The 23,043-nt window shown below is 70.7% G+C and carries 22 protein-coding genes and 1 riboswitch; of the genes, 12 read left to right on the top strand and 10 right to left on the bottom strand.

What is annotated here, in order from left to right:
- Positions 1 to 46 precede the first annotated feature (46 nt).
- Together nagA and ACFYZA_RS34815 are read right to left on the bottom strand one after the other, a co-directional pair.
- Complete coding sequence (gene nagA / locus ACFYZA_RS34820; RefSeq protein WP_388494527.1) at positions 47 to 1,192, bottom strand: N-acetylglucosamine-6-phosphate deacetylase; 1,146 nt, start codon at positions 1,190 to 1,192, stop codon at positions 47 to 49.
- The gene (locus ACFYZA_RS34815) at positions 1,192 to 2,235 is read right to left on the bottom strand and encodes an ROK family protein (RefSeq protein WP_382598644.1); all 1,044 of its coding nucleotides are present in this window, start codon (positions 2,233 to 2,235) and stop codon (positions 1,192 to 1,194) included. Before ACFYZA_RS34815 ends, nagA begins: the two co-directional genes overlap by 1 nt.
- A 283-nt stretch (positions 2,236 to 2,518) precedes the next feature.
- On the opposite strand from ACFYZA_RS34815, the gene ACFYZA_RS34810 reads away from it, so the two are divergent.
- The 3 genes from ACFYZA_RS34810 to otsB all read left to right on the top strand — a co-directional run bounded on the left by ACFYZA_RS34810 (position 2,519) and on the right by otsB (position 5,402).
- Positions 2,519 to 3,736, top strand: a complete 1,218-nt coding sequence (locus ACFYZA_RS34810; RefSeq protein WP_382598646.1) for an extracellular solute-binding protein — start codon at positions 2,519 to 2,521, stop codon at positions 3,734 to 3,736.
- A gap of 524 nt (positions 3,737 to 4,260) precedes the next feature.
- A complete protein-coding gene (locus tag ACFYZA_RS34805) occupies positions 4,261 to 4,494 on the top strand; it encodes a DUF3263 domain-containing protein (protein WP_382598648.1) in 234 nt (77 codons plus the stop codon).
- A 68-nt stretch (positions 4,495 to 4,562) separates the two neighbouring features.
- The gene (gene otsB, locus ACFYZA_RS34800) at positions 4,563 to 5,402 is read left to right on the top strand and encodes a trehalose-phosphatase (protein ID WP_382598650.1); all 840 of its coding nucleotides are present in this window, start codon (positions 4,563 to 4,565) and stop codon (positions 5,400 to 5,402) included.
- 376 nt (positions 5,403 to 5,778) lie between these two features.
- Here the strand turns inward: otsB and ACFYZA_RS34795 are convergent, their stop codons facing one another.
- Together ACFYZA_RS34795 and ACFYZA_RS34790 are read right to left on the bottom strand one after the other, a co-directional pair.
- Positions 5,779 to 7,245: a trehalose-6-phosphate synthase gene (locus tag ACFYZA_RS34795; RefSeq protein ID WP_388494526.1), complete on the bottom strand. Its 1,467-nt coding sequence runs from the start codon at positions 7,243 to 7,245 to the stop codon at positions 5,779 to 5,781.
- A 92-nt stretch (positions 7,246 to 7,337) separates the two neighbouring features.
- Positions 7,338 to 8,285 carry a glucosyl-3-phosphoglycerate synthase gene (locus tag ACFYZA_RS34790; protein ID WP_382600256.1) on the bottom strand — a complete coding sequence of 316 codons (948 nt, stop codon included), beginning with the start codon at positions 8,283 to 8,285 and terminating at the stop codon, positions 7,338 to 7,340.
- A gap of 133 nt (positions 8,286 to 8,418) precedes the next feature.
- Positions 8,419 to 8,573: riboswitch (SAM riboswitch) on the top strand.
- A 17-nt stretch (positions 8,574 to 8,590) separates the two neighbouring features.
- On the opposite strand from ACFYZA_RS34790, the gene thrC reads away from it, so the two are divergent.
- The 5 genes from thrC to ACFYZA_RS34765 all read left to right on the top strand — a co-directional run bounded on the left by thrC (position 8,591) and on the right by ACFYZA_RS34765 (position 13,792).
- Positions 8,591 to 9,877 carry a threonine synthase gene (thrC, locus tag ACFYZA_RS34785; RefSeq protein WP_382600257.1) on the top strand — a complete coding sequence of 429 codons (1,287 nt, stop codon included), beginning with the start codon at positions 8,591 to 8,593 and terminating at the stop codon, positions 9,875 to 9,877.
- A 31-nt stretch (positions 9,878 to 9,908) separates the two neighbouring features.
- A complete protein-coding gene (locus ACFYZA_RS34780) occupies positions 9,909 to 10,184 on the top strand; it encodes a MoaD/ThiS family protein (RefSeq protein ID WP_382600260.1) in 276 nt (91 codons plus the stop codon).
- Between the two features lie 433 nt (positions 10,185 to 10,617).
- A complete protein-coding gene (locus tag ACFYZA_RS34775; RefSeq protein ID WP_005315736.1) occupies positions 10,618 to 10,821 on the top strand; it encodes a cold-shock protein in 204 nt (67 codons plus the stop codon).
- Between the two features lie 343 nt (positions 10,822 to 11,164).
- Positions 11,165 to 12,787 carry a chaperonin GroEL gene (gene groL, locus ACFYZA_RS34770; RefSeq protein ID WP_100577753.1) on the top strand — a complete coding sequence of 541 codons (1,623 nt, stop codon included), beginning with the start codon at positions 11,165 to 11,167 and terminating at the stop codon, positions 12,785 to 12,787.
- 258 nt (positions 12,788 to 13,045) lie between these two features.
- Positions 13,046 to 13,792 (top strand): DUF4097 family beta strand repeat-containing protein, encoded by a 747-nt coding sequence (locus ACFYZA_RS34765; protein WP_388494525.1) that lies wholly within the window; start codon positions 13,046 to 13,048, stop codon positions 13,790 to 13,792.
- Positions 13,793 to 14,106: 314 nt separating this feature from the next.
- On the opposite strand, the gene ACFYZA_RS34760 is transcribed toward ACFYZA_RS34765, so the two are convergent.
- Together ACFYZA_RS34760 and ACFYZA_RS34755 are read right to left on the bottom strand one after the other, a co-directional pair.
- Positions 14,107 to 14,442 (bottom strand): DUF397 domain-containing protein, encoded by a 336-nt coding sequence (locus tag ACFYZA_RS34760; RefSeq protein WP_388494524.1) that lies wholly within the window; start codon positions 14,440 to 14,442, stop codon positions 14,107 to 14,109.
- A complete protein-coding gene (locus ACFYZA_RS34755; RefSeq protein WP_388494523.1) occupies positions 14,426 to 15,265 on the bottom strand; it encodes a helix-turn-helix domain-containing protein in 840 nt (279 codons plus the stop codon). The genes ACFYZA_RS34760 and ACFYZA_RS34755 overlap by 17 nt, the downstream gene beginning before the upstream one ends.
- Positions 15,266 to 15,379: 114 nt before the next feature.
- Here ACFYZA_RS34755 and ACFYZA_RS34750 point away from each other — a divergent pair, with 114 nt between their 5' ends.
- Positions 15,380 to 15,679 carry a hypothetical protein gene (locus tag ACFYZA_RS34750; RefSeq protein ID WP_240361585.1) on the top strand — a complete coding sequence of 100 codons (300 nt, stop codon included), beginning with the start codon at positions 15,380 to 15,382 and terminating at the stop codon, positions 15,677 to 15,679.
- Here the strand turns inward: ACFYZA_RS34750 and ACFYZA_RS34745 are convergent.
- A complete protein-coding gene (locus ACFYZA_RS34745) occupies positions 15,676 to 17,985 on the bottom strand; it encodes an LPXTG cell wall anchor domain-containing protein (protein ID WP_388494522.1) in 2,310 nt (769 codons plus the stop codon). The genes ACFYZA_RS34750 and ACFYZA_RS34745 overlap by 4 nt on opposite strands.
- A gap of 202 nt (positions 17,986 to 18,187) precedes the next feature.
- Between ACFYZA_RS34745 and ACFYZA_RS34740 the strand changes: the two genes are divergently transcribed.
- The gene (locus tag ACFYZA_RS34740; protein ID WP_345259613.1) at positions 18,188 to 18,682 is read left to right on the top strand and encodes a hypothetical protein; all 495 of its coding nucleotides are present in this window, start codon (positions 18,188 to 18,190) and stop codon (positions 18,680 to 18,682) included.
- A 25-nt stretch (positions 18,683 to 18,707) separates the two neighbouring features.
- On the opposite strand, the gene ACFYZA_RS34735 is transcribed toward ACFYZA_RS34740, so the two are convergent.
- The 3 genes from ACFYZA_RS34735 to ACFYZA_RS34725 form a co-directional block, all read right to left on the bottom strand.
- On the bottom strand, positions 18,708 to 20,186 hold the full coding sequence (locus tag ACFYZA_RS34735; RefSeq protein WP_388494521.1) for a PTS transporter subunit EIIC: 1,479 nt from the start codon (positions 20,184 to 20,186) through the stop codon (positions 18,708 to 18,710).
- A gap of 45 nt (positions 20,187 to 20,231) precedes the next feature.
- Entirely contained in the window at positions 20,232 to 21,161 is a 930-nt protein-coding gene (murQ, locus tag ACFYZA_RS34730; protein ID WP_388494520.1) for an N-acetylmuramic acid 6-phosphate etherase, read from the bottom strand.
- Between the two features lie 90 nt (positions 21,162 to 21,251).
- The gene (locus tag ACFYZA_RS34725; protein WP_382600276.1) at positions 21,252 to 22,175 is read right to left on the bottom strand and encodes a MurR/RpiR family transcriptional regulator; all 924 of its coding nucleotides are present in this window, start codon (positions 22,173 to 22,175) and stop codon (positions 21,252 to 21,254) included.
- Between the two features lie 133 nt (positions 22,176 to 22,308).
- On the opposite strand from ACFYZA_RS34725, the gene ACFYZA_RS34720 reads away from it, so the two are divergent.
- On the top strand, positions 22,309 to 22,677 hold the full coding sequence (locus tag ACFYZA_RS34720) for a hypothetical protein (RefSeq protein WP_388494519.1): 369 nt from the start codon (positions 22,309 to 22,311) through the stop codon (positions 22,675 to 22,677).
- Positions 22,674 to 22,940 carry a DUF4031 domain-containing protein gene (locus tag ACFYZA_RS34715; protein WP_382600280.1) on the top strand — a complete coding sequence of 89 codons (267 nt, stop codon included), beginning with the start codon at positions 22,674 to 22,676 and terminating at the stop codon, positions 22,938 to 22,940. Before ACFYZA_RS34720 ends, ACFYZA_RS34715 begins: the two co-directional genes overlap by 4 nt.
- Positions 22,941 to 23,043 lie beyond the last annotated feature (103 nt).

Genomic DNA, 23,043 nt, shown 5'->3' with positions numbered 1-23,043 from the left:
CCGGACCGGCCGCCGTGCGATTCCCGCGAAAGGCGCGGGCCGGGGCTCAGCCGAGCTCGGGCTCGACGATCCAACTGCCCTTGCGCAGAACGCCCTTGACGGCGAAGTCGGCGTCCAGGACCACCAGGTCGGCGTCCTTGCCCGGTTCCAGCGAGCCGACCTTGTCGTCGAGGCCGAGCAGCCGGGCCGGGTTGGCCGACAGCGCCCGTACGGTGTCCTCGACCGAGAGGCCGTCGATCGTCACCGAGCGCTTGAACGCGCGGTCCAGGGTGAGGGTGGAGCCCGCGATCGAGCCGCCCTCCACGAGCCGGGCCACGCCCTCCTTGACCTCGACCTCCAGCGGGCCCAGGTGGTAGAGGCCGTCGCCGAAACCGGCCGCGTCCATCGCGTCGGTGATGAACGCGACGCGGTCCGCTCCCTTGTGGTGGAAGGCGAGTTCGAGGGCCGCGGGGTGCAGGTGCGTACCGTCGTTGATGAGCTCGACGGTGATCCGGTCGTCCTCCAGGAGGGCCGCGATCGGGCCGGGCTCGCGGTGGCCGAGCGGCGGCATCGCGTTGAACAGGTGGGTCGCGACGGTGGCGCCCGCGTCGATCGCCTCGACGGTCTGCTCGTACGAGGCGTCGGTGTGGCCGATCGCCGCGATGACGCCGTGCTCGGCGAGCAGGCGCACCGAGTCGAGGCCGCCGGGCAGCTCGGTGGCCAGCGTGAACATCTTCGCGGTGCCGCGCGCGGCGTCCATCAGCTTGCGGACCTCGGCCGGGTCCGGATGGCGCAGCAGGCTCTCGCTGTGCGCGCCCTTGCGGCAGGGCGAGATGAACGGGCCCTCGAAGTGGATGCCGGCCAGGTCGCCCTGCTCGACCAGCTCGGACAGCAGTCCGGCGCGCTGCGCGAGGACGTCCATCTCACCGGTCACCGTGGAGGCGACGACGGTGGTCGAGCCGTGCAGGCGGTGGGTGTGGACCCCCTTGAGGACGTCTTCGACCGTGCCGTTGGTGAAGGAGGCGCCGCCGCCGCCGTGATTGTGCGTGTCGACGAAGCCGGGCACGATCCAGTGGCCCGCCAGGTCGAGCGAGTCCGCGTCGGCCGGGGCGGCCCCGGCGATGGCGGTGCCGTCGACGATCACGCGTCCGTTCTCGACGACCCCGGTCGGGAGGACGACGCGAGCGCCGGAGAGAACTTTCGATGCGGCCATCAGGCGGTTACCTCACTGGAGTCGGGGTCGGAGTCGGCGCTCGGTTCACGGGGGTCGGCGGTCGGGTCGCCGGGGCCGGCGGCCGCGGCGGTCTCGGCCACCAGGTCCCAGGCGAGCAGGCCCGCGCCCAGGCACCCGGCGGTGTCGCCGAGCGCCGCGGGGACGATCTCGGGCAGCTTCTGGAACGTCACCCGCTCCTCGACGGCGGCCCGGAGCGGTACGAACAAGGTTTCCCCGGCTTCGGCGAGTCCGCCACCGATGATCAGCATGCGGGGGTCGAGCAGCGTGAGCGCGGTGACCAGGCCGTCGGCGAGCGCCTCGACCGCGTTCCGCCACACCGCGAGGGCGCGGGGGTCGCCGGACTCCACCGCCTTGGCGCAGTCGGCGGCGTCCGCGTCCGGGTCGCCGCTCGCCTCGGCCCAGGCCAGGGTCACCGCGGAGGCCGAGGCGAGCCGCTCAAGGCAGCCCCGCTGGCCGCACGGGCAGGCGATGCCGCCGGGGCGTACGACGATGTGGCCGATCTCCCCGGCGAAGCCGTGCGCGCCCGGCTCGACCCGGCCGTCGATGCCGATGGCACCCGCGATGCCGGTGCCGAGCGGCACGAACAGAAAGCGGTCGGCGCCCCGGCCCGCGCCGACGCGGCCCTCGGCCAGGCCGCCGGTGCGCACGTCGTGGCCGAGCGCGACCGGCACCCCGTGCAGGCGCTCGCTGAGCAGCCGCCGCATCGGCACGTCCCGCCAGCCCAGGTTCGCGGCGTACGCGGCGATCCCGTTCTCGGCGTCGACGATGCCGGGCACCGCGACGCCGGCCGCGACCGCGCTCTCGCCGAGGTGCTCCTCGCCGTACGCCCGCAGATCCGCGGCGAACGCGAGGATCGACTCGACGACGGCGTCGGGGCCGCGCTCTCTGCCGGTGGGCCTGCGCGCCTCGTGGAGCAGCTTGGGGGGTCTGGGGGCAGCGCCCCCGGACAGCGCGGTGTCCGCCCCGACCAGGGCGGCTTTCATACCGGTGCCGCCCACATCCAGGGCGATGACGTGTCTCACGGGAGACAGTCTCGCGCCAACACCCACTAAAGGTCTAGTCCACTCGCCGGATGAAATAGAAAGCGCTTTCTGCGGTGAAAGTTTCCCAATGTACTCTTGCACCGGGCGTTGCGGAAGCGATATGCGACTGGTGTAGACCTCATACCCCCGTATGAGGGAAAATCGCAGCTCAAATACAGGACGTCACGGGGGACCGACTGGATCCGTCAGGATCACAACGAGGGTGGGATAGCGCGTGCGCAGGCGCTTCTTGGGCTTGACCGCGGCGGTTGCCGCATTCGGTATGACGGCAGTGCTCTCGGGATGCGGCGGGCAGAGCGGGTCCGGTGACGTCACCCTCAAGCTGGTGGCCGCCGACTACGACATAGCCGGCGGCAACACCACGAAGACCTACTGGCACAACGTGGTGGCCGACTTCGAGAAGAAGAACCCGAGCATCAAGGTCGACGTCCAGATCTTCTCCTGGGACGTGGTCGACGCGAAGGTCGCCGAGATGGTGAAGGCGGGCAACGCCCCCGACATCGCGCAGATCGGCGCCTACTCCGACTACGCGGCGGGCGGCAAGCTCTACAGCGTCGACCAGCTGCTCTCGATCCCCGTCGAGGCCAACTTCCTCGCCCCGCTCGCGGACGCGGGCAACGTCAAGCGCGTCCAGTACGGCATGCCGTTCGTGGCCTCCACGCGGCTGCTCTTCTACAACCAGAGTCTGTTCGACCAGGCCCACATCAAGGCGCCCACCAGCTGGGCCGAGATCGTCTCCGACGCCAAGGCGCTCAAGGCCAAGGGCGTGAAGACCCCCTTCGCGCTGCCGCTCGGCAGCGAGGAGGCGCAGGCCGAGACCATGATGTGGATGCTCAGCGGCAACGGCGGCTACACCAACACCGTCGACGGCTACGACATCGACTCGCCCGAGAACATCCAGACCTTCGACTGGCTGAAGAGCAACCTGGTCGAGCCCGAACTGACCGGCCCGGTCGCGCCCGCCAAGCTGAACCGGCAGGCCGCCTTCGACGCGTTCTCGAAGGGGGAGGTCGGCATGCTGAACGGCCACCCCTCGCTGATGGAGCAGGCCAAGAAGAAGGGCGTCAAGTTCGGCATGGTCCCGCTGCCCGGGCCCAACGGCCAGGCCAAGGCGGCGATGGGTGTCGCCGACTGGATCATGGGCTTCAAGCAGGGCGGGCACCGGGCGCAGATCGGCAAGTTCCTGGACTTCACGTTCTCCGACGAGAACGTGCTCAAGTTCGCCGACCAGTACGACCTGCTGCCGTCCACGGTGTCGGCGTCCTCGGCGATGGCGGCGGACTCCAAGCACAAGGAACTGAAGCCGTTCCTGGCGGCGCTGCCGACGTCCGAGCTGCCTCCGGTGGGCAAGACGTCGTGGCCCAAGGTGAGCGAGACGGTGAAGAAGAAGATCGGGACCGCGGTGGCGCCCGGGGGGTCGCCGAAGGCGGTGCTTCAGGACATCGCGAAGGTGGCGATGGACGCGGAGAACGCCGAATAACCCTGGGTTCCTTGGGGCCCCGCCCCAAACCCCGGGGTGTTTTCCCACCCGCCCGCCCGTGGCCCGGGGTTGGTTGGTTCCGGGCCCCTGGGGCTCCGCCCCAGACCCCGTATCGCGCCTTAAGGGCGCTCGTCCTCAAACGCCGGACGGGCTGAGGATGCCCGTGCCGGGTCACCTACAGGGGCGCGGGGAACTGCGCGATCAGCCACGCACGGCACGAGGACGAGATCGGGGTTAGGGGCGCGGGGAACTGCGCGACCAGCCACGCACGGTCCGCGGCCGAACCAGGGGGCCCGGGGGCGCAGCCCCCGGAAGTCTGCCCACCCCACTCCACCCCCGGAGGGTCTCGGGAAGGGGCGGGGTGGGGAAAGCGCCCCGCGAGCAACCCCGCACGGCCCGCGGCCGAGGCACCCCGCCCCAGCCGGGGCCGACCCGGGGCCGACCCGGGGCCCACCCGGGTCCGACCGGGGCCGGGGCCTATCGGGGCCGGGGCCGACCCGGGGAGGGCGGCTACCGTGGGGGGCATGGCAGATGACGACCTGGACGCCCGCGCCCGCGCCGTCCTCCGGATGGAGGCGCAGGCCTGGCCCACCCCCGGCGCCAAGGAACGGGCCGTCCGAGAGGAGCTCGGGGTCTCACCCACCCGCTACTACCAGCTCCTCAACGCCCTCCTCGACGACACCCGCGCCCTCGCCCACGACCCGGTCACGGTCAACCGTCTCCGCCGGGTCCGCGACGAGCAGCGCGACCGGCGCTGAGCCCGCGCCCCGTTGCGCCATACGTGCCCCCGCCCCTCTCCCTCCCGCTCCCCGATAGGGTCACCCGCATGGGAAGCCCACCGGAACCCCTGCCGACCCCCGCCACCCCGTCCGGCCGCGAGGGCCTCGCCGCGATCCTCGCGCGGCCGAAGAAGGCCGTCGTGGCCATCGACTTCGACGGCACGCTCGCCGAGATCGTCGCCGATCCCGAGAAGGCCCGGGCCCACCCCGACGCCGTACCCGCGCTCGCCGCGCTCGCCCCGCACGTGGCGTCCGTAGCCGTGATCACCGGCCGGCCGGCCGGGGTGGCCGTTCGCTACGGGGGCTTCGCGGGCGTACCCGGCCTGGAGCACCTCGTGGTCCTGGGCCACTACGGCGCCGAGCGCTGGGACGCGGTCACCGGCACCGTCCACACCCCCGCCCCCCACCCCGGCGTGGCCGCCGCCCGTGCCGAACTCCCCGGGTTCCTCGAATCGCACGGTGCGTGGCGCGGTACGTGGGTGGAGGAGAAGGGGCAGGCCGTGGCCGTCCACACCCGCCGGGCCACCGACCCCGTGGCCGCCTTCGAGGCCCTGCGCGAACCGCTCGCGGAGCTGGCCACGCAACACGGCCTGGTCCTCGAACCCGGGCGCATGGTCCTGGAGTTGAGGCCGCCCGGCATGGACAAGGGGGTGGCGCTCGCGGCGTACCTCCGCGAGGTGGGGGCCGAGTCCGTGCTGTACGCCGGCGACGATCTGGGCGACCTTCCCGCGTTCGCCGCCGTCGAGAAGCTTCGCTCGGACGGTGTGCCGGGGCTGCTCGTGGCGGCGGACACGGTGATCCCCGAGCTGGCCGAGCGGGCGGACCTGTCCCTGAACGGCCCCGCGTCGGTAACGTCCTTCCTGGCAGCCCTGGCCCGGCACCTGTAACCCCTGGGCCCTGCTGGGGCTCCGCCCCAGACCCCGGATTTTCGCCCCTCCCCGCCCCTTCCCGAGACCCTCCGGGGGGTGTGAGTGGGGGTGGGTGGGCTTCCGGGGGCTGCGCCCCCGGACCCCCTGGTCCGGCCGCGGACCGTGCGTGGCTGGTCGCGCAGTTCCCCGCGCCCTTAAAAGCCTTGGTGCTGGGCCGCATCGGGCACTTCAGCCCTCCCGGGTGGTCGGTGCTGGCCCGCGCAGGCATCCTCAGCCCGTCCGGCGTTTGAGGACGAGCGCCGTTCAGGCGCGAACGGGGTCTGGGGCGGAGCCCCAGGGGCCCGGAACCAACCAACCCCGGGCCACGGGCGGGCGGGTGGGCAACCCCCCCCGGCTAGGAGCTCAGCGCCTCGAGCTGGTCGGTGAACCAGCGCCGGGGCGGCAGAGCCGTACCCGCCACCGCCAGCCGCTTCGTCCGCTCCGCCCGCTCCCCCTCCGGCATGGACAGCGCCGCGTGCAACGCGGACGCCGTCCCCGTCACGTCGTACGGGTTGACCACCACCGCGTCCTCCCCCAGCTCCGCCCACGCCCCCGCCTCCCGCGAGAGCACGAGGACGCAGCCCGCGTCGGACACCACCGGGACCTCTTTCGCGACGAGGTTCATGCCGTCGCGGACGGGGTTCACGAGGGCGACGTCCGCGAGCCGGTACGCGGCGAGCGAGCGCGCGAAGTCGTCCTGCACGTGCAGCACGACCGGGGTCCAACCAGGCGTCCCGTAAAGGGAGTTGATCTCCTCGGCGACCCGGGACACCTCCGCCGTGTAGTCCCGGTACACCGCGAGGTCCTGCCGCGAGGGATAGGCGAACGCGACGTGCACGACCCGCTCGCGCCACTCGGGGCGCGTGTCCAGGAGGTGCCGGTAGGCGAGCAGTCCGCGCACGATGTTCTTGGACAGCTCGGTGCGGTCGACCCGCACGATCGTCCTGCGGCCCGCCCCGACCTGCTCGCGCAGGGCCGCCATCCGCTCCTCGACGTCGGCCTCGTGCGACCGCCGCCGCAGGAAGTCGCCGTCCGCGCCGAGCGAGTGGACGGCGATCTCCGTCTCGCGCCCCCGGCCGCCGGCCGGGGCGTGCCGGAAGAAGCGGCGCCCCTCCCCGTCGGGGCCGGACACCTCGCCGTCCTGCGGGGGCAGCACCCCCGCCACCGAGTCCAGGAACGCCGACGCCCACCGCCGCGTGAGGAACCCGAGCCGGTCGGCCCCCAGCATCCCGCGCAGCAGCTGCTCGGCGATGTCGTCGGGCAGCATCCGGAAGTAGTCCACCGGCGCCCACGGCGTGTGCGAGAAGTGGCCGATGCGCAGGTCGGGGCGGAGCTCGCGGAGCATGCCCGGCACCAGGGCCAGGTGGTAGTCCTGCACCAGGACCCGCGCCCCGTCCCCCGCCTCGGCCGCCAGCGCCTCGGCGAACGCCCGGTTGTACGCCTCGTACGACGCCCACTGCCGCCGGAACTCCGCGTCGAAGACCGGCTCCAGCGGAATCTGGTACAGCATGTGCTGGACGAACCACAGCACCGAGTTGGCGATGCCGTTGTACGCGTCGGCGAAGACCTCGGGATCGATGTCCAGCATGCGGACACCCTGCTCGCCGACGCCCTGCCGCACCGCCTCGCGGTCGCCCTCGCCAAGCGCCGCGCACACCCACACCGACTCCACGTCGGAGCCGATCGCGCTGAGCCCGGAGACGAGCCCGCCCCCGCCCCGCTTGGGTTCGAGCGACCCGTCGTCCTTCAGGGTGTACGAGACGGGGCCTCGGTTGGAGGCGACAAGGACCTGAGCCCGGGAGGTTTCATGCGCGGTGACCATGTTGCGGAACCTAGCCCGCCCCGCAATACCTCAAACACCCGTACGCCCACCCCCATGGGCCGAAACCGGCCAGGCCCCTCCCTCCCCGCAACCTAGGCCGCCCGGTGGACCGCGTACTCCTCGATCTCCCGCATCGGCGGCCGCTCCTCGGTGTCCACCGGATACGTGCGCGGCACGAAGCCGTCCGCGCCCCGCTCGAACTGGGTCAGCTCGGGCCGTACGAGATGGCCCCGGGAAAGGCGCAGCTGCGCGGTGCGGTAGATCGCGGCGGCCATCCGGCCGAGCGCCTGTCCGTCCTGGTGGCGGTGCTTGCGTACGCCCACGTCGACCTGGGCCAGCGCGTCCAGGCCCACCGTGTGCAGCGCGTCCACGAGCAGCGCGAGCTCCACGCCGTACCCGACGGGGAAGGGCAGCCGCTCCAGGAGCGTGCGCCGGGCCGCGTACTCGCCGCCCAACGGCTGGACGATTCCGGCCAGTTGGGGCCAGTGCAGATTGAGCAGCGGACGCGCCACCAGCTCGGTGACCCGGCCGCCCTCGCCGGCCGTGTCCCCGAAGGGACGGTCGTACATCGCCTTGACGAACGCCACGTCCGGCTCGGTCAGGAGCGGCCCGACGATGCCGGACACGAACCCGGCGTCGAAGTCCCTCAGGTCGGCGTCGATGAAGCACACGATGTCGCCACTGGTCACGAGCAGCGAGCGCCACAGCACCTCGCCCTTGCCGGGCAGCGCGGGAACGCGCGGCAGGATCGTGTCGCGGTGCACGACCCGGGCGCCGGCCCGCGCCGCCACCTCGGCCGTACGGTCGGTGGAGCCGGAGTCGACGACCACCAGCTCGTCGACCAGCGGCACGGCACCGGTCATCAGCTCGCGCCGGATCGCGGCGACGATCTCACCGACCGTGTTCTCCTCGTCGAGGGCGGGCAGCACCACGCTGACGGTCGTTCCCGTGCGGTGTTTCGCGGCCAGGATCCGCTCGATCGGCCGCTCGGCCGCGGACCAGGAACGCCTGCTCAGCCAGCGTTCCACCTCTTCCAGCACGGCTCCTGGCCTCCTTGTGTGATCCATCTCGCGGTTCGGACGACTATCTCAACCGTCCAGGGCTTCGGTTACAGTCTTGAACAACGCGGATGACCGTCGCATGTCGGGGGTCGTCACGCTGACAATCGAATACCGCTCATCCAGAGGGGCAGAGGGATACGGCCCGTTGAAGCCCCGGCAACCCTCCAGTCGGTTCTCGTCGATCGTTTCGGTCAAGACACGGGGCCACCGGCTAGGGAAGGTGCCAAATCCGTCTCATGGCGAGGTTCGTCATGAGGAAGATGAGGAGAAAGGGCCTCCCCTCCATGTCTGCTCAGACTGTTGAATCCCGCACCGCCGTCGACCTCGGTCCGGCATCCGGACTTTCCTGCCGCGAGTGCGGCCAGCGTTTCGAACTTGGCCCGATCTTCGCCTGTGAACTGTGTTTCGGACCGCTCGAAGTGGCTTATGACCTGCCCCTCGGCGACCCCGAGGCGCTGCGCAAGCAGATCGAGTCCGGCCCCGAGAACATCTGGCGTTACGCCCCGCTGCTGCCCGTCCCCGCGGACGTCGCCGACAAGCCGAACCTGAACCCGGGCTTCACCAAGCTCGTCAAGGCCGAGAACCTGGCCCGCGAGCTGGGCGTCGAGCCCGGCAAGCTGTTCGTCAAGGACGACTCCGGCAACCCGACGCACTCCTTCAAGGACCGCGTCGTCGCGCAGGCCCTGGAGGCCGCCCGCGCCTTCGGCTTCACCACGCTCTCCTGCTCCTCCACCGGAAACCTCGCCGGCGCGGTCGGCGCCGCCGCGGCCCGGGCCGGCTTCCGCTCCTGCGTGTTCATCCCGCACGACCTGGAGCAGGGCAAGGTCGTCATGGCCGCGGTGTACGGCGGCGAGCTCGTCGGCATCGAGGGCAACTACGACGACGTGAACCGCTTCTGCTCCGAGCTCATCGGCGACCCGCTGGGCGAGGGCTGGGGCTTCGTCAACGTCAACCTGCGCCCCTACTACGGCGAGGGTTCCAAGACGCTGGCGTACGAGATCTGCGAGCAGCTCGGCTGGCGGCTGCCGGACCAGCTGGTCATCCCGATCGCCTCCGGCTCCCAGCTCACCAAGATCGACAAGGGGCTCCAGGAGCTGATCAAGCTCGGCCTCGTCGAGGACAAGCCGTACAAGATCTTCGGCGCCCAGGCCGAGGGCTGCTCCCCGGTGTCCACCGCCTTCAAGGCCGGGCACGACGTCGTGCGCCCGCAGAAGCCGGACACCATCGCCAAGTCGCTCGCCATCGGCAACCCGGCGGACGGCCCGTACGTCCTGGACATCGCGCGCCGTACCGGCGGCGCGGTGGAGGACGTCGACGACGAGCAGATCGTCGACGCCATCAAGCTGCTCGCCCGCACCGAGGGCATCTTCGCGGAGACCGCGGGCGGTGTGACGGTCGGCGTCACCAAGAAGCTCATCGAGGCCGGTCTGCTCGACCCGTCCCTCACCACCGTCGTCCTCAACACCGGTGACGGGCTCAAGACGCTGGACGCCGTGGCCGCCACGTCCCAGGCGACCGCGACCATCCGCCCGAGCCTGGACGCCTTCCGCGACGCGGGCCTCGCCCACTGAGCCACTGCCGATCGACTAGGAGCACCGAACCATGAGCGTGAACGTCCGCATCCCCACGATCCTGCGCACCTACACGGGCGGCAAGTCCGAGGTCGCCGCCGAGGGCGCCACCCTCGCCGAGGTCATCGCCGACCTGGAGAAGAACCACGCGGGCATCGCCGCGCGCGTCCTGGACGACCAGGGAAAGCTGCGCCGCTTCGTCAACGTCTACGTCAACGACGACGACGTGCGCTTCGAGCAGGGCCTGGAGACCGCCACGCCCGAGGGCGCCGGCGTCTCGATCATCCCGGCGGTCGCGGGCGGCTGACCCGCTCCGCGTTTAACCCGGGCCGTACTCGGAGTTGACCGCGAGTTGCGCCTGAGTTGCCCCCTCCGCACGAGAAGCGGAGGGGGCAATTCAACATGGTTGAGCGGGGTACAGTTGGGGAAGCCCCTTCGCTTCGAGTGCCAAGTGCATATGAGAACGCGACAACATGGGGTCAAAGTGTGAGAGCCCTTTGCGCCTTAAGTGCGCTTTGCCCGGCCCGACTTGCCCCGGAACGCAGAATAAATGGCATTCCGCTCCCCGTGCGTGCCCGGAATTCTCGTCCGATTGACCTGTTGCAGAGGGCAGTTGGGCAGATACATTCAGCCGCGGTCGACGCGTTCCGGCGCACACCCTCTCCTGTCGGAGGGTGCAGGTCTGACCCGGGTCCGCGAAGTGTGGTCCCGTGCAAGGGCCAGTAATAGGGGAGTTAGGCATGGCTCAGGGCACCGTCAAGTGGTTCAACGCGGAGAAGGGGTACGGCTTCATCGCGGTCGACGGTGGTGCGGATGTTTTCGTCCACTACAGCGCGATCCAGATGGACGGTTACCGCACCCTTGAAGAAGGTCAGCGAGTCGAGTTCGAGATCTCGCAGGGCCAGAAGGGTCCGCAGGCGGACATGGTCAAGCTCGCCGTCTGATCTCGGCGCGATCGACCACCGACGCAAGCAGACTTGAAGGGGGCCACCCGTGAGGGTGGCCCCCTTCAAGCGTCCCGGGGCGCCGACCGCCGACAGGCCGCCGGGGACCGCCCGGCACCCCTACGCGCAGGGGTCCGTTTCAAGAGACTCGCTTGCACTCGCAGGGGCCGAGTGCTAATCATTGGGCTTAGCACTCTCCCAGTGAGAGTGACAGAACTTGGATCGGGTCAGTGAGGTCCGCAGGCCGGGTGGGGCAAGGAACCACAAGGGCTGCAGGCCGTCCGTCGCGGGCACCGGCGCGATCCACGAAGAACGCCACCCCTGTCCGGGAGGACCACTTCACATGGCCAAGATCATCGCGTTCGACGAGGAGGCACGGCGCGGTCTCGAGCGCGGGATGAACCAGCTCGCCGACGCCGTCAAGGTCACCCTCGGCCCCAAGGGCCGCAACGTCGTCCTCGAGAAGAAGTGGGGCGCCCCCACGATCACCAACGATGGTGTTTCCATCGCCAAGGAGATCGAGCTCGAGGACCCGTACGAGAAGATCGGCGCCGAGCTGGTCAAGGAAGTCGCCAAGAAGACGGACGACGTCGCCGGTGACGGAACGACCACCGCGACCGTCCTCGCCCAGGCCCTGGTGCGCGAGGGTCTGCGCAACGTCGCCGCCGGCGCCAACCCCATGGCCCTGAAGCGCGGCATCGAGAAGGCCGTCGAGGCCGTCTCCGCCGCCCTCCTGGAGCAGGCCAAGGATGTCGAGACCAAGGAGCAGATCGCTTCTACGGCCTCCATCTCCGCCGCCGACACCCAGATCGGCGAGCTCATCGCCGAGGCGATGGACAAGGTCGGCAAGGAAGGCGTCATCACGGTCGAGGAGTCGCAGACCTTCGGTCTCGAGCTCGAGCTCACCGAGGGCATGCGCTTCGACAAGGGCTACATCTCGGCGTACTTCGCCACCGACATGGAGCGTATGGAGGCGTCGCTCGACGACCCGTACATCCTGATCGTCAACTCGAAGATCAGCTCGGTCAAGGACCTGCTGCCGCTCCTCGAGAAGGTCATGCAGTCCGGCAAGCCGCTGCTGATCATCGCCGAGGACGTCGAGGGCGAGGCCCTGTCGACCCTGGTCGTCAACAAGATCCGTGGCACCTTCAAGTCCGTCGCCGTCAAGGCCCCGGGCTTCGGCGACCGCCGCAAGGCCATGCTCGGTGACATCGCCATCCTCACGGGCGGCACCGTCATCTCCGAGGAGGTCGGCCTCAAGCTGGAGAACGCCGGTCTCGACCTGCTCGGCCGCGCCCGCAAGGTCGTCATCACCAAGGACGAGACGACGATCGTCGACGGCTCCGGCGACAGCGACCAGGTCCAGGGTCGCGTCAACCAGATCCGCGCCGAGATCGAGAACTCGGACAGCGACTACGACCGCGAGAAGCTGCAGGAGCGCCTGGCGAAGCTCGCCGGCGGTGTTGCGGTCATCAAGGCCGGTGCCGCGACCGAGGTCGAGCTCAAGGAGCGCAAGCACCGCATCGAGGACGCCGTCCGCAACGCGAAGGCGGCCGTCGAAGAGGGCATCGTCGCCGGTGGTGGCGTGGCCCTGCTCCAGGCCTCCGCGGTGTTCGAGAAGCTCGAGCTCGAGGGTGACGAGGCGACCGGCGCCAAGGCCGTGAAGCTGGCCCTGGAGGCCCCGCTCAAGCAGATCGCCGTCAACGGTGGTCTCGAGGGTGGCGTCATCGTCGAGAAGGTGCGCAACCTGCCCGTCGGCCACGGCCTCAACGCCGCGACCGGTGAGTACGTCGACATGATCGCCGAGGGCATCATCGACCCGGCGAAGGTCACGCGCTCCGCGCTGCAGAACGCCGCCTCCATCGCGGCGCTCTTCCTCACCACCGAGGCCGTCATCGCCGACAAGCCGGAGAAGGCCGCCGCGGCCGCTCCGGGCGGCATGCCGGGCGGTGACATGGACTTCTGATCCGTCCAGGATCGGTAGCTCCATGTAGGTAGCTGTACGCCGAGGGCGGCATCCCCATCACAGGGGTGCCGCCCTCGGGCGTTTCCGGGCCTCGGCACCTGCCTCGGGACCTCGGGGGGCATTTCCGAACCCGGGAGGCTGGGAAATTCCGAACTCCGAAGGTGGTGCTGGCTCCATGGTGCGGGTACGCGAGCGGGGCTAGCTTGGTGATCAGAGGGGCCCTGACCGCCCCAACTCGCATCAACCCGGGGGACTTTCATGACCAGCACACGACTGCGGATCCGCTCCGTCGCAGCCGTGACCCTGACCGTCCTCGCGGCCGGCGCGCTCGGCGCGTGCGGCCCGCTGGACGACCAGACGTTCAAGGACGACAGCAGCGTCAAGGACAAGATCACCGCGGTACGCATCGACGGGAAGTCGGACGGCTTCCGGGTGCGCGGCAAGCAGGGCCTCACCAAGGTGTCCGTGCACCGCGAGGTCACCTACCGGGGCAAGACGAAGCCGACGGGATCGACGTACCGCGTGGAGGACGGCGTGCTGGTCCTCGGCGGCTGCGAGGGCCGCTGCTCGGTCGACTACACGGTGGACGTCCCGGCCGGAATCCCGGTCACCGGCTCCACCAAGGCGGGCGGGCTGAGCCTGTCCTCGGTCGGCCAGGTGCGGGTGTCCACGAGCGACGGCGCGGTGAAGGTACGGGGCGCGACGGGACCGGTCGACATCCGCACGAGCAACGGCTCGATCGACGCGAACGGCCTGAAGGGCACGGGCACGACGGCCATGGCGTCCAACGGCTCGATCTCCCTCACCCCCGACACCGCCCAGGACGTCACGGCCCAGACCTCCAACGGCAGCATCACGGTGACGGCCCCGCCCGCCCCCTACCGCGTCACCGCCCAGACCGGCCACGGCCACAAAACGCTGGGCATACCCGACGACCCCTCCGCCCCTCACCACCTGAGCCTGACCAGTGGCAACGGGGGGATCACGCTGAGGTCGACGAAGTAGGGCACAGGGCAGGGGACTTGACCCCTTGGGCGCGGCCCCTTGGTGGTGCTGGGGGTCATGGCTTCGCGCCTCTTCCCCCTATATCGTGCCCCGCTACGCGCACGGATGGGCCGCATGGTCACGCCGGAGTCCTTTCGGACCGGCACGTCGCTGCCGCGCGGGCCTGGGCGGCGTGGGCTCGGACGCGTTCGGAGTGCCCTCCACCCATTCGATTTCCAGCACGGCTCGGCGTCCGGCGCGTGAGCTTCGAGCCGTATGCGCAACGAGCCGGCCACCTCGGGGAGGTGACCGGCCCGTCTTGGTGAACTGCGTTCTCAGGCTGCCGCGTTGGATCCCTTCACGTCCGCGATGAAGGCCGACCACGCCCCGGCTCGGAACACGAGCGTCGGGCCGTGGGGGGCGGTCTTCGAGTCCCGGACCGGGACGATGTGCGGTACGTCGTCCCTGACTTCGAGGCAGTCGCCGCCGCTGCCGCCGCTGTGCGTCGACTTGCGCCAACGGCCCACCTCAAGGCAGTTGCCGCCGTCGCCACCGCTGTAGCTGGACTTCTGCCAGCGGGCCATCTCCAGGCAGTCGCCGCCGCTCGCTCCGCTGTAGCTGGACTTGTGCCACGTGGCCTTGCTCAGGTCGTACTCAGGGCTGATCCTCATGGGCGTAATCCTCCGCCACTGATTCGATCAGGGCCAGGGATTGTTGTGGTGACAGCGCGCTGGCCCCGACCAAATCGTAGGTCAGCTCGTACTGAGTGACGGTGGCCGGGTCGTCCTGGAGCCGTCCAGTTCCAAGGCCCTGGAGATAGGCGAGCGGGGGTGCGTCCTCGAAGGCCATCAGTTTGAGGGAGCCCTCCAGTGCCATGTGTGCGCCGGCGTCGAACGGCAGCACCTGAACGATGACGCGATGTCGGAAGCCCAACGCGGCAACGTGGGCCAGCGCCTCGGCCATGACCGCCGATCCGCCGACCCTCCGGCGTAGGACTGCTTCATCGAGCACCGCCCACAACAGTGGCTTTGTTGGGTCGTCGAGGAGCTGAGAGCGAGCCAGTCGATTGGCGACCAGCTCGTTGATCGACTCTTCCGGCGCCGTCAGGTGGCCCGCGCGGAACATCGCCCGCGCATACGCCTCCGTCTGAAGCAGCCCCGGAATCAGCAGCGGCGCGTACTCGCGGATGGTCGTCGCGACCGCCTCCGCTTCCGCCGCCTCCGCGAAGTGGTCCGGGTACTTCGACTTCGCCGCCGCGACGCAGTTGCGGGTGAAGAAGCCCTCCGTGCCCAGGATTTCGTCGATCTGGCGGGCGTATTCGAGGTGCATGCGCCGTGTGCCCGCTTCGAGTTGGCCGATGAAGGAGCCGGAGACGAAGAGGGGCCGGCCGAGGTCGTCCTGGGTGAGGCCGGACTTTTCGCGGGCGAAGCGGAGTTCGGCGCCGAGGAAGGCGCGGGGGGAGGAGGAGGGGTCGAGGTCCTTGGGGCCTGGCATGGGCAACTCCCTGGACATGCGGGGTTGTTGGGTTGCCGTCGGTGGTCAGGCTAGCGGGACTCGGACACGCTGGGTGAGGAAAGCGGAACACTCGGTGTGCAGGAGGCAAGGCAGATGGCACTGACGGCAATGGAGCGGGTGCGGGCGGCGGAGGACGCCGTGGAGCAGCTGCGTACGGAACTGGGGCGGGCCGGGGTGGTGCTGCCGTCGCTCAGGATCGACCCGCTGACGTGCGGGGGGCACGTCCTGTTCCCGCTGGTGGATCTGGGGCGCTGCAACATGGACATGGCGCTGCGGCTGGTCGCCGTTCTGGCCGGGACGTACAGCGCGGAAGGGGCGCCGCCGATCGGCGACACCCCTTCCCCTTCTCCTGCTGAACCTCCTGCTGAACGTCCTGCCGCTGAGCCTTCCTAGCCGAGGCCGTTGCGGCGGCGACGGAGCCAGACGAGGCCGGCGCCCGCGCCGACCAGGAGCGCGGCCACGCCCGCGATCGTGGCGATCTGGGTGCCGGTGTTGGCGAGGCCGCCGCTCGCGTGCTGGTCACCGGGGGCCGGCCGGTGACCGCCCTGGCCGGAGGGGGCGGGGGCCGGGGTGGCCGGGGGAGTGGAGGAGCCGCCGCCGGTGTGGGTCGGGGTCGGGGCGGGGGTCGGGTCTCCGCCCGTGCCGGTACCGGTGTGGGCCGCCGTGTTGCCGCCGAGGGCGAGCAGCGCCTTGTTCTCCGCGTCGTCCGTCATCGCCCTGACGGAGATGTCGGTCGTGCGGGGCAGGTTCTTGTGCTCGGCGGTGAACTTGGCCTGAGTGACGTTCTGCTTGGGCGACTTGGAGAAGTCGACGCCACCCGCCACGCAGGTGCCGGGACGGCCGGCCTTCTCGCAGGGGTAGCTGTAGTCGCCCTCCGTGAAGGACTTCACGTACTCCTTGTACGTCTGCGTGGGCGTCCACGAGGCGTTCTTGCCGCGCAGGGGCCAGTCGGTCACCTTGTTGCTGTTGATGACCGCGTGGTAGTCCGTCGGCGACTTCGCGTCCTGCTGGCGGATCCACTCGGCGGCGACGCGCGCGTTGTAGACGGTGCGCAGGTCGGCGTACTTGGCGTCGGTGTTCACCTTCTTCTCGATGTCCGGCACGATCATCGTGTCCATGAGCTCCTGGACGCGCTTGTGCTGGGCCTCGGTGAGGTCGCAACTGCCGTTCGGCTGAGGGGTCTTGAAGTCCTGCGGGACCGAGTTCACCTTGAGCGGGGCGTCGAGGATGTAGAGGCCGCCGTCCTGTTCGCGGACCTCGGCGGGCTTGGGCACGATCCAGTTGCGGACGCCGTGGGTGCACGGGATGTTCTCGGCCGCGAGCTTGGCGAAGAGCTCCTTGCCGATGCCGGTGCGGGGGTCCATGTCCTTGGCGTAGTCGTGCTTCATCTCCAGGTCGGCCTGGAGCAGGACGCGGCCGGCGTCGGTCGTGCCGAACGTCTTGTCCATGACCCGGTCGGGCTCGTCCGGGTTGAGGTTGACCCAGAACTTCTCCCGGGTCAGGGCGAGCCAGGTGAAGAACGAGTCGGAGATGAGCTCGGCGCGCTCCTTGCCGCCGTAGCCGAGGCCCGAGGACTCGTCGACCTTGTTGGCGGAGAACGAGTAGTTGAGGCCCTGGCCCTTGACCGGCTTGCCGACGTAGCGCAGTTCGAGGCTGGAGAAGTCGACGCCGCCGGGGCCGCGCACGCGCAGGCCCTCGGGGTCGGCGGCCCGGATGCGGTCCATCTGGCGCTTCATGTCTGCCGGGTTGGGCGGCGACTGCCGGATGACGTCGGGGCTGCGGCCGATGCTGCGCGCGGTGTCCTGCGCGGTGTACTTGCCGGGCTTGAACTGGGCCTCCGGCGTGGAGACGTGCTCGTACGTGGTGACCCGGCCCGCCCCGCCGAGCTTCTTGAGGCTCTCGGTGTAGCGGGCGGTGTCCTGGGACTGCTGCTGCCCGAAGGCGTACCGCAGCTTGTAGTCCTTGTACTTGGGATCCTTGAGGAACGCGCGGTCCTTCGGCGCCTGCGAACTGTCGTGGTTTCCGCCGGACTTGATCTCGACGACTTCCTTGGTCTTGTGATTGACCGCGTCGAAGCGCCGCGTGTAGGGCTTGCCGGTGTCCGGGTCGGTGACCGTGACGGTCTCCTCGCAGATCCAGTCCGGGCCGATCAGGCCGAGGTCCTTGACGACCTTGCCGTGGAAGGCCTCGCCGCGCGGGTTGCGCCCGTACACCTCGATGTAGGCCTCGTTGAGCCAGTTGCCGAAGCCGCCGTACTTGGTGTCGGTGTTGCCGTTGCGCGACAGGTAGTCCTTGTACGTGGCGTAGACCCGCTCGGGGGTGCCCTCCGCGTACTTCTTGTAGGGCAGGGTGAGCTTGCCGAGGATCTTGTCGCGCTCGGCGGGGTCGTCGGGCAGGGTCAGGCCGTCCATGGCCTGGCGCTGGTTGGGGAATCCGTAGGAGTCCCAGTCGGCCTCGGGCCGGGCCGCGTCACCGTTGGCCCACGGCAGTTTGCCGGGGTCGGTGGGCTTGCCCTTGAGCTTGAACATCTGCTGGCAGGGCATGGCCTTCGTCGCGGCGTCGGCGGTGCCCTGGAGCTGTGGAAGGCCGCTGACGGAGAGGATGCCGACGGTGGCGAGCGCGACGGCGGCGCGTGGCCACAGGTGTGGTCGGCGGGTGGATGCGGATATCGGAGATATCCGGGAGATCGGTCGGTTCACGCGAACGTGTCTTTCCCCGGGAGCCCGAAGAAGTGGGCGTGCAGCATGCTGCGACACCAGGGGCCCCCGTGCTCGATGGTGTCGCGCAGCACCACACGGTAGCCCTCGCGGCCCACAGGAGCCCCACAGTTTTCCGAGCCGCCAAACTCCCAACTCCCCATCTCCACAAGCCCCTTACACCGCTCCCGTACGCTCGGGTGCCATGAGCGAGCTCGATCAGCAGTGGACGGACCACCCGCGGCTCGCGGCGTGGCTGGCGCGGCAGGAGGCGGCGTTCGGGGAGTGGGCCGCCTCGCACCCCGGGCAGTGGGACTTCTCCGCGTCCTCGGTCGACGCGCTGGAGCGGGCGGTACGGGCGGACTTCGCCGGGGCCGCCTGGGAGGACGTGCGCGCCGCCCAGGACACCCCGCGCCTGACCGCCCCCGCCTGGTACCTCGGCGAGGTGTGCGTGCGGGCGGGGGCGGTCTGGAAGGTCAATCCGGCGTCGGACTTCGCGACGTGGGACGGCCCGTTCGTCGGCGTCCCCGGGGACCCCATGGAGGACCCGGACCACGAGGACCTGTACGAGGACGACGACTACCGCCCGGCGTCGGTCCCCGTCCCCGAACTCCGCGACATGTTCCTGAAGGACCCGCCGTGGCGGCTGCGGGACGTGGTGGGGGAGTTCGAGGAGTGGGGGCGGGGGCGGGGGGTGTGAGCGGGGGCCGGGGCGCGAGCGGGGTTCAGGCGGTGGCCGGTTCCTTGGCCGGTGCGTCCGCCGTGGTCCCCGCCTCCGTCGGGCCCGGTGTGGCGTTGAGGGCCGTCAGGGAGTCTTGGGTGAAGCCGAAGTAGTACGTGGCCAGGAAGCCCACCGCGTAGCCGGCCAGCAGGCCGCCCGCGTAGATCGCGATCGTCGTGGCCAGGCCGTGGTTGCCCTGGAGGAGGGGGAACAGGGCCCAGCCCGAGGGGCCGATCGCCGTGGAGCCCACCTTGTCGCCCAGCATCGAGAACAGGCCCACGAACGCGCCGCCCGCCGCGCCGCCCGCGCACGCCGTGACGAAGGGGCGGCCGAGGGGGAGCGAGACTCCGTAGATCAGGGGCTCGCCGACGCCGAGGAATCCGGCGGGGAGGGCGGATTTGATGGTGGTGCGCAGGGGCTCGTTGCGCTTCGCCCGCAGGTAGACCGCCATCGCGCAGCCCACCTGGCCCGCGCCCGCCATCGCCAGGATGGGGAGCAGGACCGTGTAGCCCTGCTGCTCGATCAGGGTGGTGTGGATCGGGATCAGGGCCTGGTGCAGGCCCAGCATCACCAGGGGCAGGAACAGGCCGCCCAGGACCAGGCCCGCGAACGCGCCCGTGTTGTCCAGGAGCCAGTTCGCGCCGTGCCCGATGCCCGTCGAGACCTCGCCCGCCAGGAACATCAGGCCGTAGAGGGTCACCAGACCGGACACCAGGACCGTCACGGTCGGCGTGACCAGGACGTCCAGGGCCTCGGGCACCCAGCGCCGGCACCACCGCTCCACGTACACCGCGAGCAGTGCCGCGCCCAGTGCGCCGAGGACTCCGCCCTGGCCGGGGGCCAGCGTCTGGCCGAAGACGATGATCTTCGCTACGCCCGCGAACACGATGATGGACGCGACCGCCCCGCCCAGGATCGGCGTGCCGCCGAACTCCTTCGCCGTGTTGTAGCCGACGAACACCGCGATCAGGGCCATGAAGCCGGACGCGATGGCGGCGAGCGCCGGCGTCACGCCGGGCAGCCAGCCCAGGTTCACCAGAAGGCCGTTGAGGCCCGCGATGATGCCGCAGCCGATCAGCGCCGGGATCAGCGGCACGAAGATGTTCGCCACCTTGCGGAGGAACAGCTTGAAGGGGGTGGCGTTCGCCGCCTTCCGGGCCGCTTTCAGCTCGGCGCCCTTCGCCGCCAACTCCGTTGGCGTGGCGGCAGGTTGAGACGTGTCCTCCTGCGCCACCAGGGCCTCGAACTCGGGGGACACCCGTGCCACCGTGCCGGGGCCGAGCACGATCTGGTACGTGTCGTCCTCGACCACGCCGAGCACCGCCGGCAGCGCCCTGAGGGCCTCGTCCTGGACCAGCGAGCGGTCCTTCAGGCCGAGGCGGAGGCGCGTCATGCAGTGGGCGATCGAGTCGATGTTCCGGGCACCGCCGACGAGCGGGAGGATCGCGGCGGCGGTGGCGCGGTTCTTGTTCTCTGGTGCCATGGTGCGGGTGCCTTGCTGTGCGGGTCTTGGCCGGTGGGGGTGGGGTCAGGGGGCCGCGTGCAGCGCCGCACGCAGATGGCCCCGGGATTCGGACAGGAGACGGGCGGCCGTGTCGCCCTCGACGCCGCCGAGGATGACCAGGATCGCGTTCTTCACCTCGCCGTCCGTCGCGGCGAGCGCGGCCTCGATCTCGGCGTCGTCCGCGCCGGTGGCGAGGGCCACGATGCGGCGCGAGCGGGCGCGCAGCTTCTCGTTGGACGCCCGCACGTCGACCATCAGGTTTCCGTAGGTCTTGCCGAGCCGGATCATCGTGATCGTCGAGATCATGTTGAGGACCAGCTTCTGGGCCGTGCCCGACTTCAGCCGGGTGGAGCCGGTGAGCAGCTCGGGGCCCACCACGACCTCGATGCCGTGCTCGGCCGCGGCCGCGAGCGCGGAGCCCGCGTTGCAGGACAGGCCGACCGTGAGGGCGCCCAGGCGCCGCGCGTGCTCGACCGCGCCGATCGCGTACGGGGTGCGGCCCGAGGCCGAGATGCCGACGACGGTGTCGAGCTCGGTCAGGCGCAGCGCGTCCAGGTCCTCGGCCGCCAGCTGCTTGGAGTCCTCGGCCCCCTCGACCGCCTTCACCATCGCGGACGGGCCGCCCGCGATCAGGCCGACGACCTCGGACGGATCGGTGTTGAACGTGGGCGGGCACTCGCTGGCGTCCAGGACGCCGAGCCGCCCGGCCGTGCCGGCGCCCGCGTAGACCAGCCTGCCGCCCCGCGACATCCGCGCGGCCGTGGCGTCGATGGCCGCCGCGATGTCCGGGAGCCGCTCGGCCACGGCGGCGGGGACCGTGGCGTCCTCGCCGTTCATGATCCTGGCGATCTCGGCGGTCGGCAGCCGGTCGATCTCCGCGAGCTCGGGCCGGAACGCCTCGGTGGTGAGGGTGGCCAGCTGGGCGCGCAGCTCGGCGTAGTCCTGGGTGGTCATGGTGACGGCTGCTCTTTCTCTGCGTACGGCTCTGGCGGGTGCGGGTGCGGGTGTCGTTTTTCGGCGGCTCGGGCGGGGGTGCCGGTGGGGCTAGCGGGTGCGGGGGTTGTGCCGGTGGGCGAGCGCCTCGTACGAGGCGGAGAGGGCCGGGGCCGCCGTCTCGTAGGTGCGCTGCGCGATGCCGATGAACAGGCAGTCCACGACGAGGAGTTGACTCGTGCGGGACGACATGGCGGCCGGGCGCAGCTCGCTCTCGCGGGCCGTCGAGGTCGTCAGTATGTGATCGGCGTACTGCGAGATCGGGCCGTCCGGGCGGCCGGTGATCGCGATGGTGGTGGCGCCGTGGTCGAAGGCGACGCGCAGCGGCTCGATGACGTCGCCGGTCGAGCCGGAGTGGGTGATCGCCACCGCCGCGTCGCCCGAGCGCAGCTGCACGGCGTTGGTGACCGCGAGGTGCGGGTCGGTGTGGGCGTGCGCGATGAGGCCGATGCGCAGCAGCTTCTGCGCGAGGTCCTGGCCGACGAGCGAGGAGGCGCCCGCGCCGTAGATGTCGATGCGCCGGGCGCCCGCCAACGCGCCGACCGCGGCGCCGAGTTGGACGGTGTCGAGGGCGGCCGCGGTGTCGGCGAGGGTCTGCTGCTCGTCGTAGGCGAGCTTGGCCACGACGTCCGCGATCGGGTCGTCGACGGCTATGTCGGCGGTGACCGCGGGGGCCCGGCCGGACTGCTGCTGGGCCGCGAGCCCCGCGAGCGCGAGGCGCAGGTCGCGGTAGCCGGGGTAGCCGAGGAGGCGGGCGGTGCGCACCACGGTGGCCTCGCTGGTGCCGGTGAGCTCGGCGAGGCCGGTGACCGTGAGGGCCGCGCAGCCGGCCGGATCACCGGCGACGGCTTCGGCGACCCGCTGCATCGAGCGGGTCATGGAGGGCGCGAGCGTACGCACCTTGGCCGCGAGGGCCGCCGGGGCGGGCGGGGCGCCGCCGCTTCCGCTGAAACTTTCCTTCACGTCGTTGGTCACTCTTGAAAGATATTTTCGGGACGTTCCGCGGTCAACCCCCTTTTGGTCCCGTCGCAGCCCGGCCCTTGGTCCCGTTCCGCGCCCGTCACGGGGGCCGGACGGACGTGCGGCGGGTGGGGTGACAATGGAGGGCATGGACGACGCACAACCCATCCAGCCGCTCGAACAAGCACTGCACGCCGCCCGCGCCCTGGTCCTGGCGGACCTGGCGGCGCGCGATGTGGCGCACGCGGACGTCGTCTCGATGGTCGAGGACGCGGTCACCCACCGGCGCTGGTGGGTGGAGCAGTGGCCCGAGGGCACGGAGTTCGTGGCGGGGCTCGTCGCCCAGGACGTCCAGGACGCCCTCCTGGAGCGGTACGGGCGCTGGCCGCTGTGCCCGGTGTGCGACGCGGGCGACCCGCACGCCCTGGACGTGGAGCCGGAGCTCGGCCCCGACCCGCACTGGGTGTGCGGCAAGGCGGGCGTCGTGGTGGCCCAGGTCGGCGGACTCGCCGGATGACCGTCTACATCGACCCGCCGACCTGGCCGGGCCACGGCCGCATGTGGTCGCACCTGGTGAGCGACGTCTCGTACGAGGAGCTGCACGCGTTCGCGGCGGCCATCGGCTGTCCGCCGCGCGCCTTCGAGCGCGATCACTACGACGTGCCCTCGCACCGGTACGCGGACGCGGTGCGGGCGGGTGCCCTGGAGATCGGCTCGAAGGAACTCGTGCGCCGTCTGACGGAGGCGGGGCTCAGACGACCCAAGGGGCGCCCGGCCTGAGGGGCCCGGACGGCCCGTCCGGGCCCCGCCGGAGGACTCCGCTGGCCGGAACTTGTCCCCGGTTCGGCTGCGGCCCGTAGCCAGACGACTGCGGATCGGCTAA

The organism is Streptomyces sp. NPDC001828 (genome assembly GCF_042892175.1).
Classification (GTDB): domain Bacteria; phylum Actinomycetota; class Actinomycetes; order Streptomycetales; family Streptomycetaceae; genus Streptomyces.
Note: the sequence above shows the minus strand (reverse complement) of the source record. Positions and strands in the feature narration are given on the sequence as shown.

What these genes read in the sequence shown, in the direction of transcription:
- nagA (WP_388494527.1), bottom strand. Translation starts at nt 1,192, where the DNA reads ATGGCCGCATCGAAAGTTCTCTCCGGCGCTCGCGTCGTCCTCCCGACC.
- ACFYZA_RS34810 (WP_382598646.1), top strand. Translation starts at nt 2,519, where the DNA reads ATGACGGCAGTGCTCTCGGGATGCGGCGGGCAGAGCGGGTCCGGTGAC.
- ACFYZA_RS34805 (WP_382598648.1), top strand. Translation starts at nt 4,261, where the DNA reads ATGGCAGATGACGACCTGGACGCCCGCGCCCGCGCCGTCCTCCGGATG.
- otsB (WP_382598650.1), top strand. Translation starts at nt 4,563, where the DNA reads ATGGGAAGCCCACCGGAACCCCTGCCGACCCCCGCCACCCCGTCCGGC.
- ACFYZA_RS34795 (WP_388494526.1), bottom strand. Translation starts at nt 7,245, where the DNA reads ATGGTCACCGCGCATGAAACCTCCCGGGCTCAGGTCCTTGTCGCCTCC.
- thrC (WP_382600257.1), top strand. Translation starts at nt 8,591, where the DNA reads ATGTCTGCTCAGACTGTTGAATCCCGCACCGCCGTCGACCTCGGTCCG.
- ACFYZA_RS34780 (WP_382600260.1), top strand. Translation starts at nt 9,909, where the DNA reads ATGAGCGTGAACGTCCGCATCCCCACGATCCTGCGCACCTACACGGGC.
- ACFYZA_RS34775 (WP_005315736.1), top strand. Translation starts at nt 10,618, where the DNA reads ATGGCTCAGGGCACCGTCAAGTGGTTCAACGCGGAGAAGGGGTACGGC.
- groL (WP_100577753.1), top strand. Translation starts at nt 11,165, where the DNA reads ATGGCCAAGATCATCGCGTTCGACGAGGAGGCACGGCGCGGTCTCGAG.
- ACFYZA_RS34765 (WP_388494525.1), top strand. Translation starts at nt 13,046, where the DNA reads ATGACCAGCACACGACTGCGGATCCGCTCCGTCGCAGCCGTGACCCTG.
- ACFYZA_RS34760 (WP_388494524.1), bottom strand. Translation starts at nt 14,442, where the DNA reads ATGAGGATCAGCCCTGAGTACGACCTGAGCAAGGCCACGTGGCACAAG.
- ACFYZA_RS34755 (WP_388494523.1), bottom strand. Translation starts at nt 15,265, where the DNA reads ATGCCAGGCCCCAAGGACCTCGACCCCTCCTCCTCCCCCCGCGCCTTC.
- ACFYZA_RS34750 (WP_240361585.1), top strand. Translation starts at nt 15,380, where the DNA reads ATGGCACTGACGGCAATGGAGCGGGTGCGGGCGGCGGAGGACGCCGTG.
- ACFYZA_RS34740 (WP_345259613.1), top strand. Translation starts at nt 18,188, where the DNA reads ATGAGCGAGCTCGATCAGCAGTGGACGGACCACCCGCGGCTCGCGGCG.
- ACFYZA_RS34735 (WP_388494521.1), bottom strand. Translation starts at nt 20,186, where the DNA reads ATGGCACCAGAGAACAAGAACCGCGCCACCGCCGCCGCGATCCTCCCG.
- murQ (WP_388494520.1), bottom strand. Translation starts at nt 21,161, where the DNA reads ATGACCACCCAGGACTACGCCGAGCTGCGCGCCCAGCTGGCCACCCTC.
- ACFYZA_RS34720 (WP_388494519.1), top strand. Translation starts at nt 22,309, where the DNA reads ATGGACGACGCACAACCCATCCAGCCGCTCGAACAAGCACTGCACGCC.
- ACFYZA_RS34715 (WP_382600280.1), top strand. Translation starts at nt 22,674, where the DNA reads ATGACCGTCTACATCGACCCGCCGACCTGGCCGGGCCACGGCCGCATG.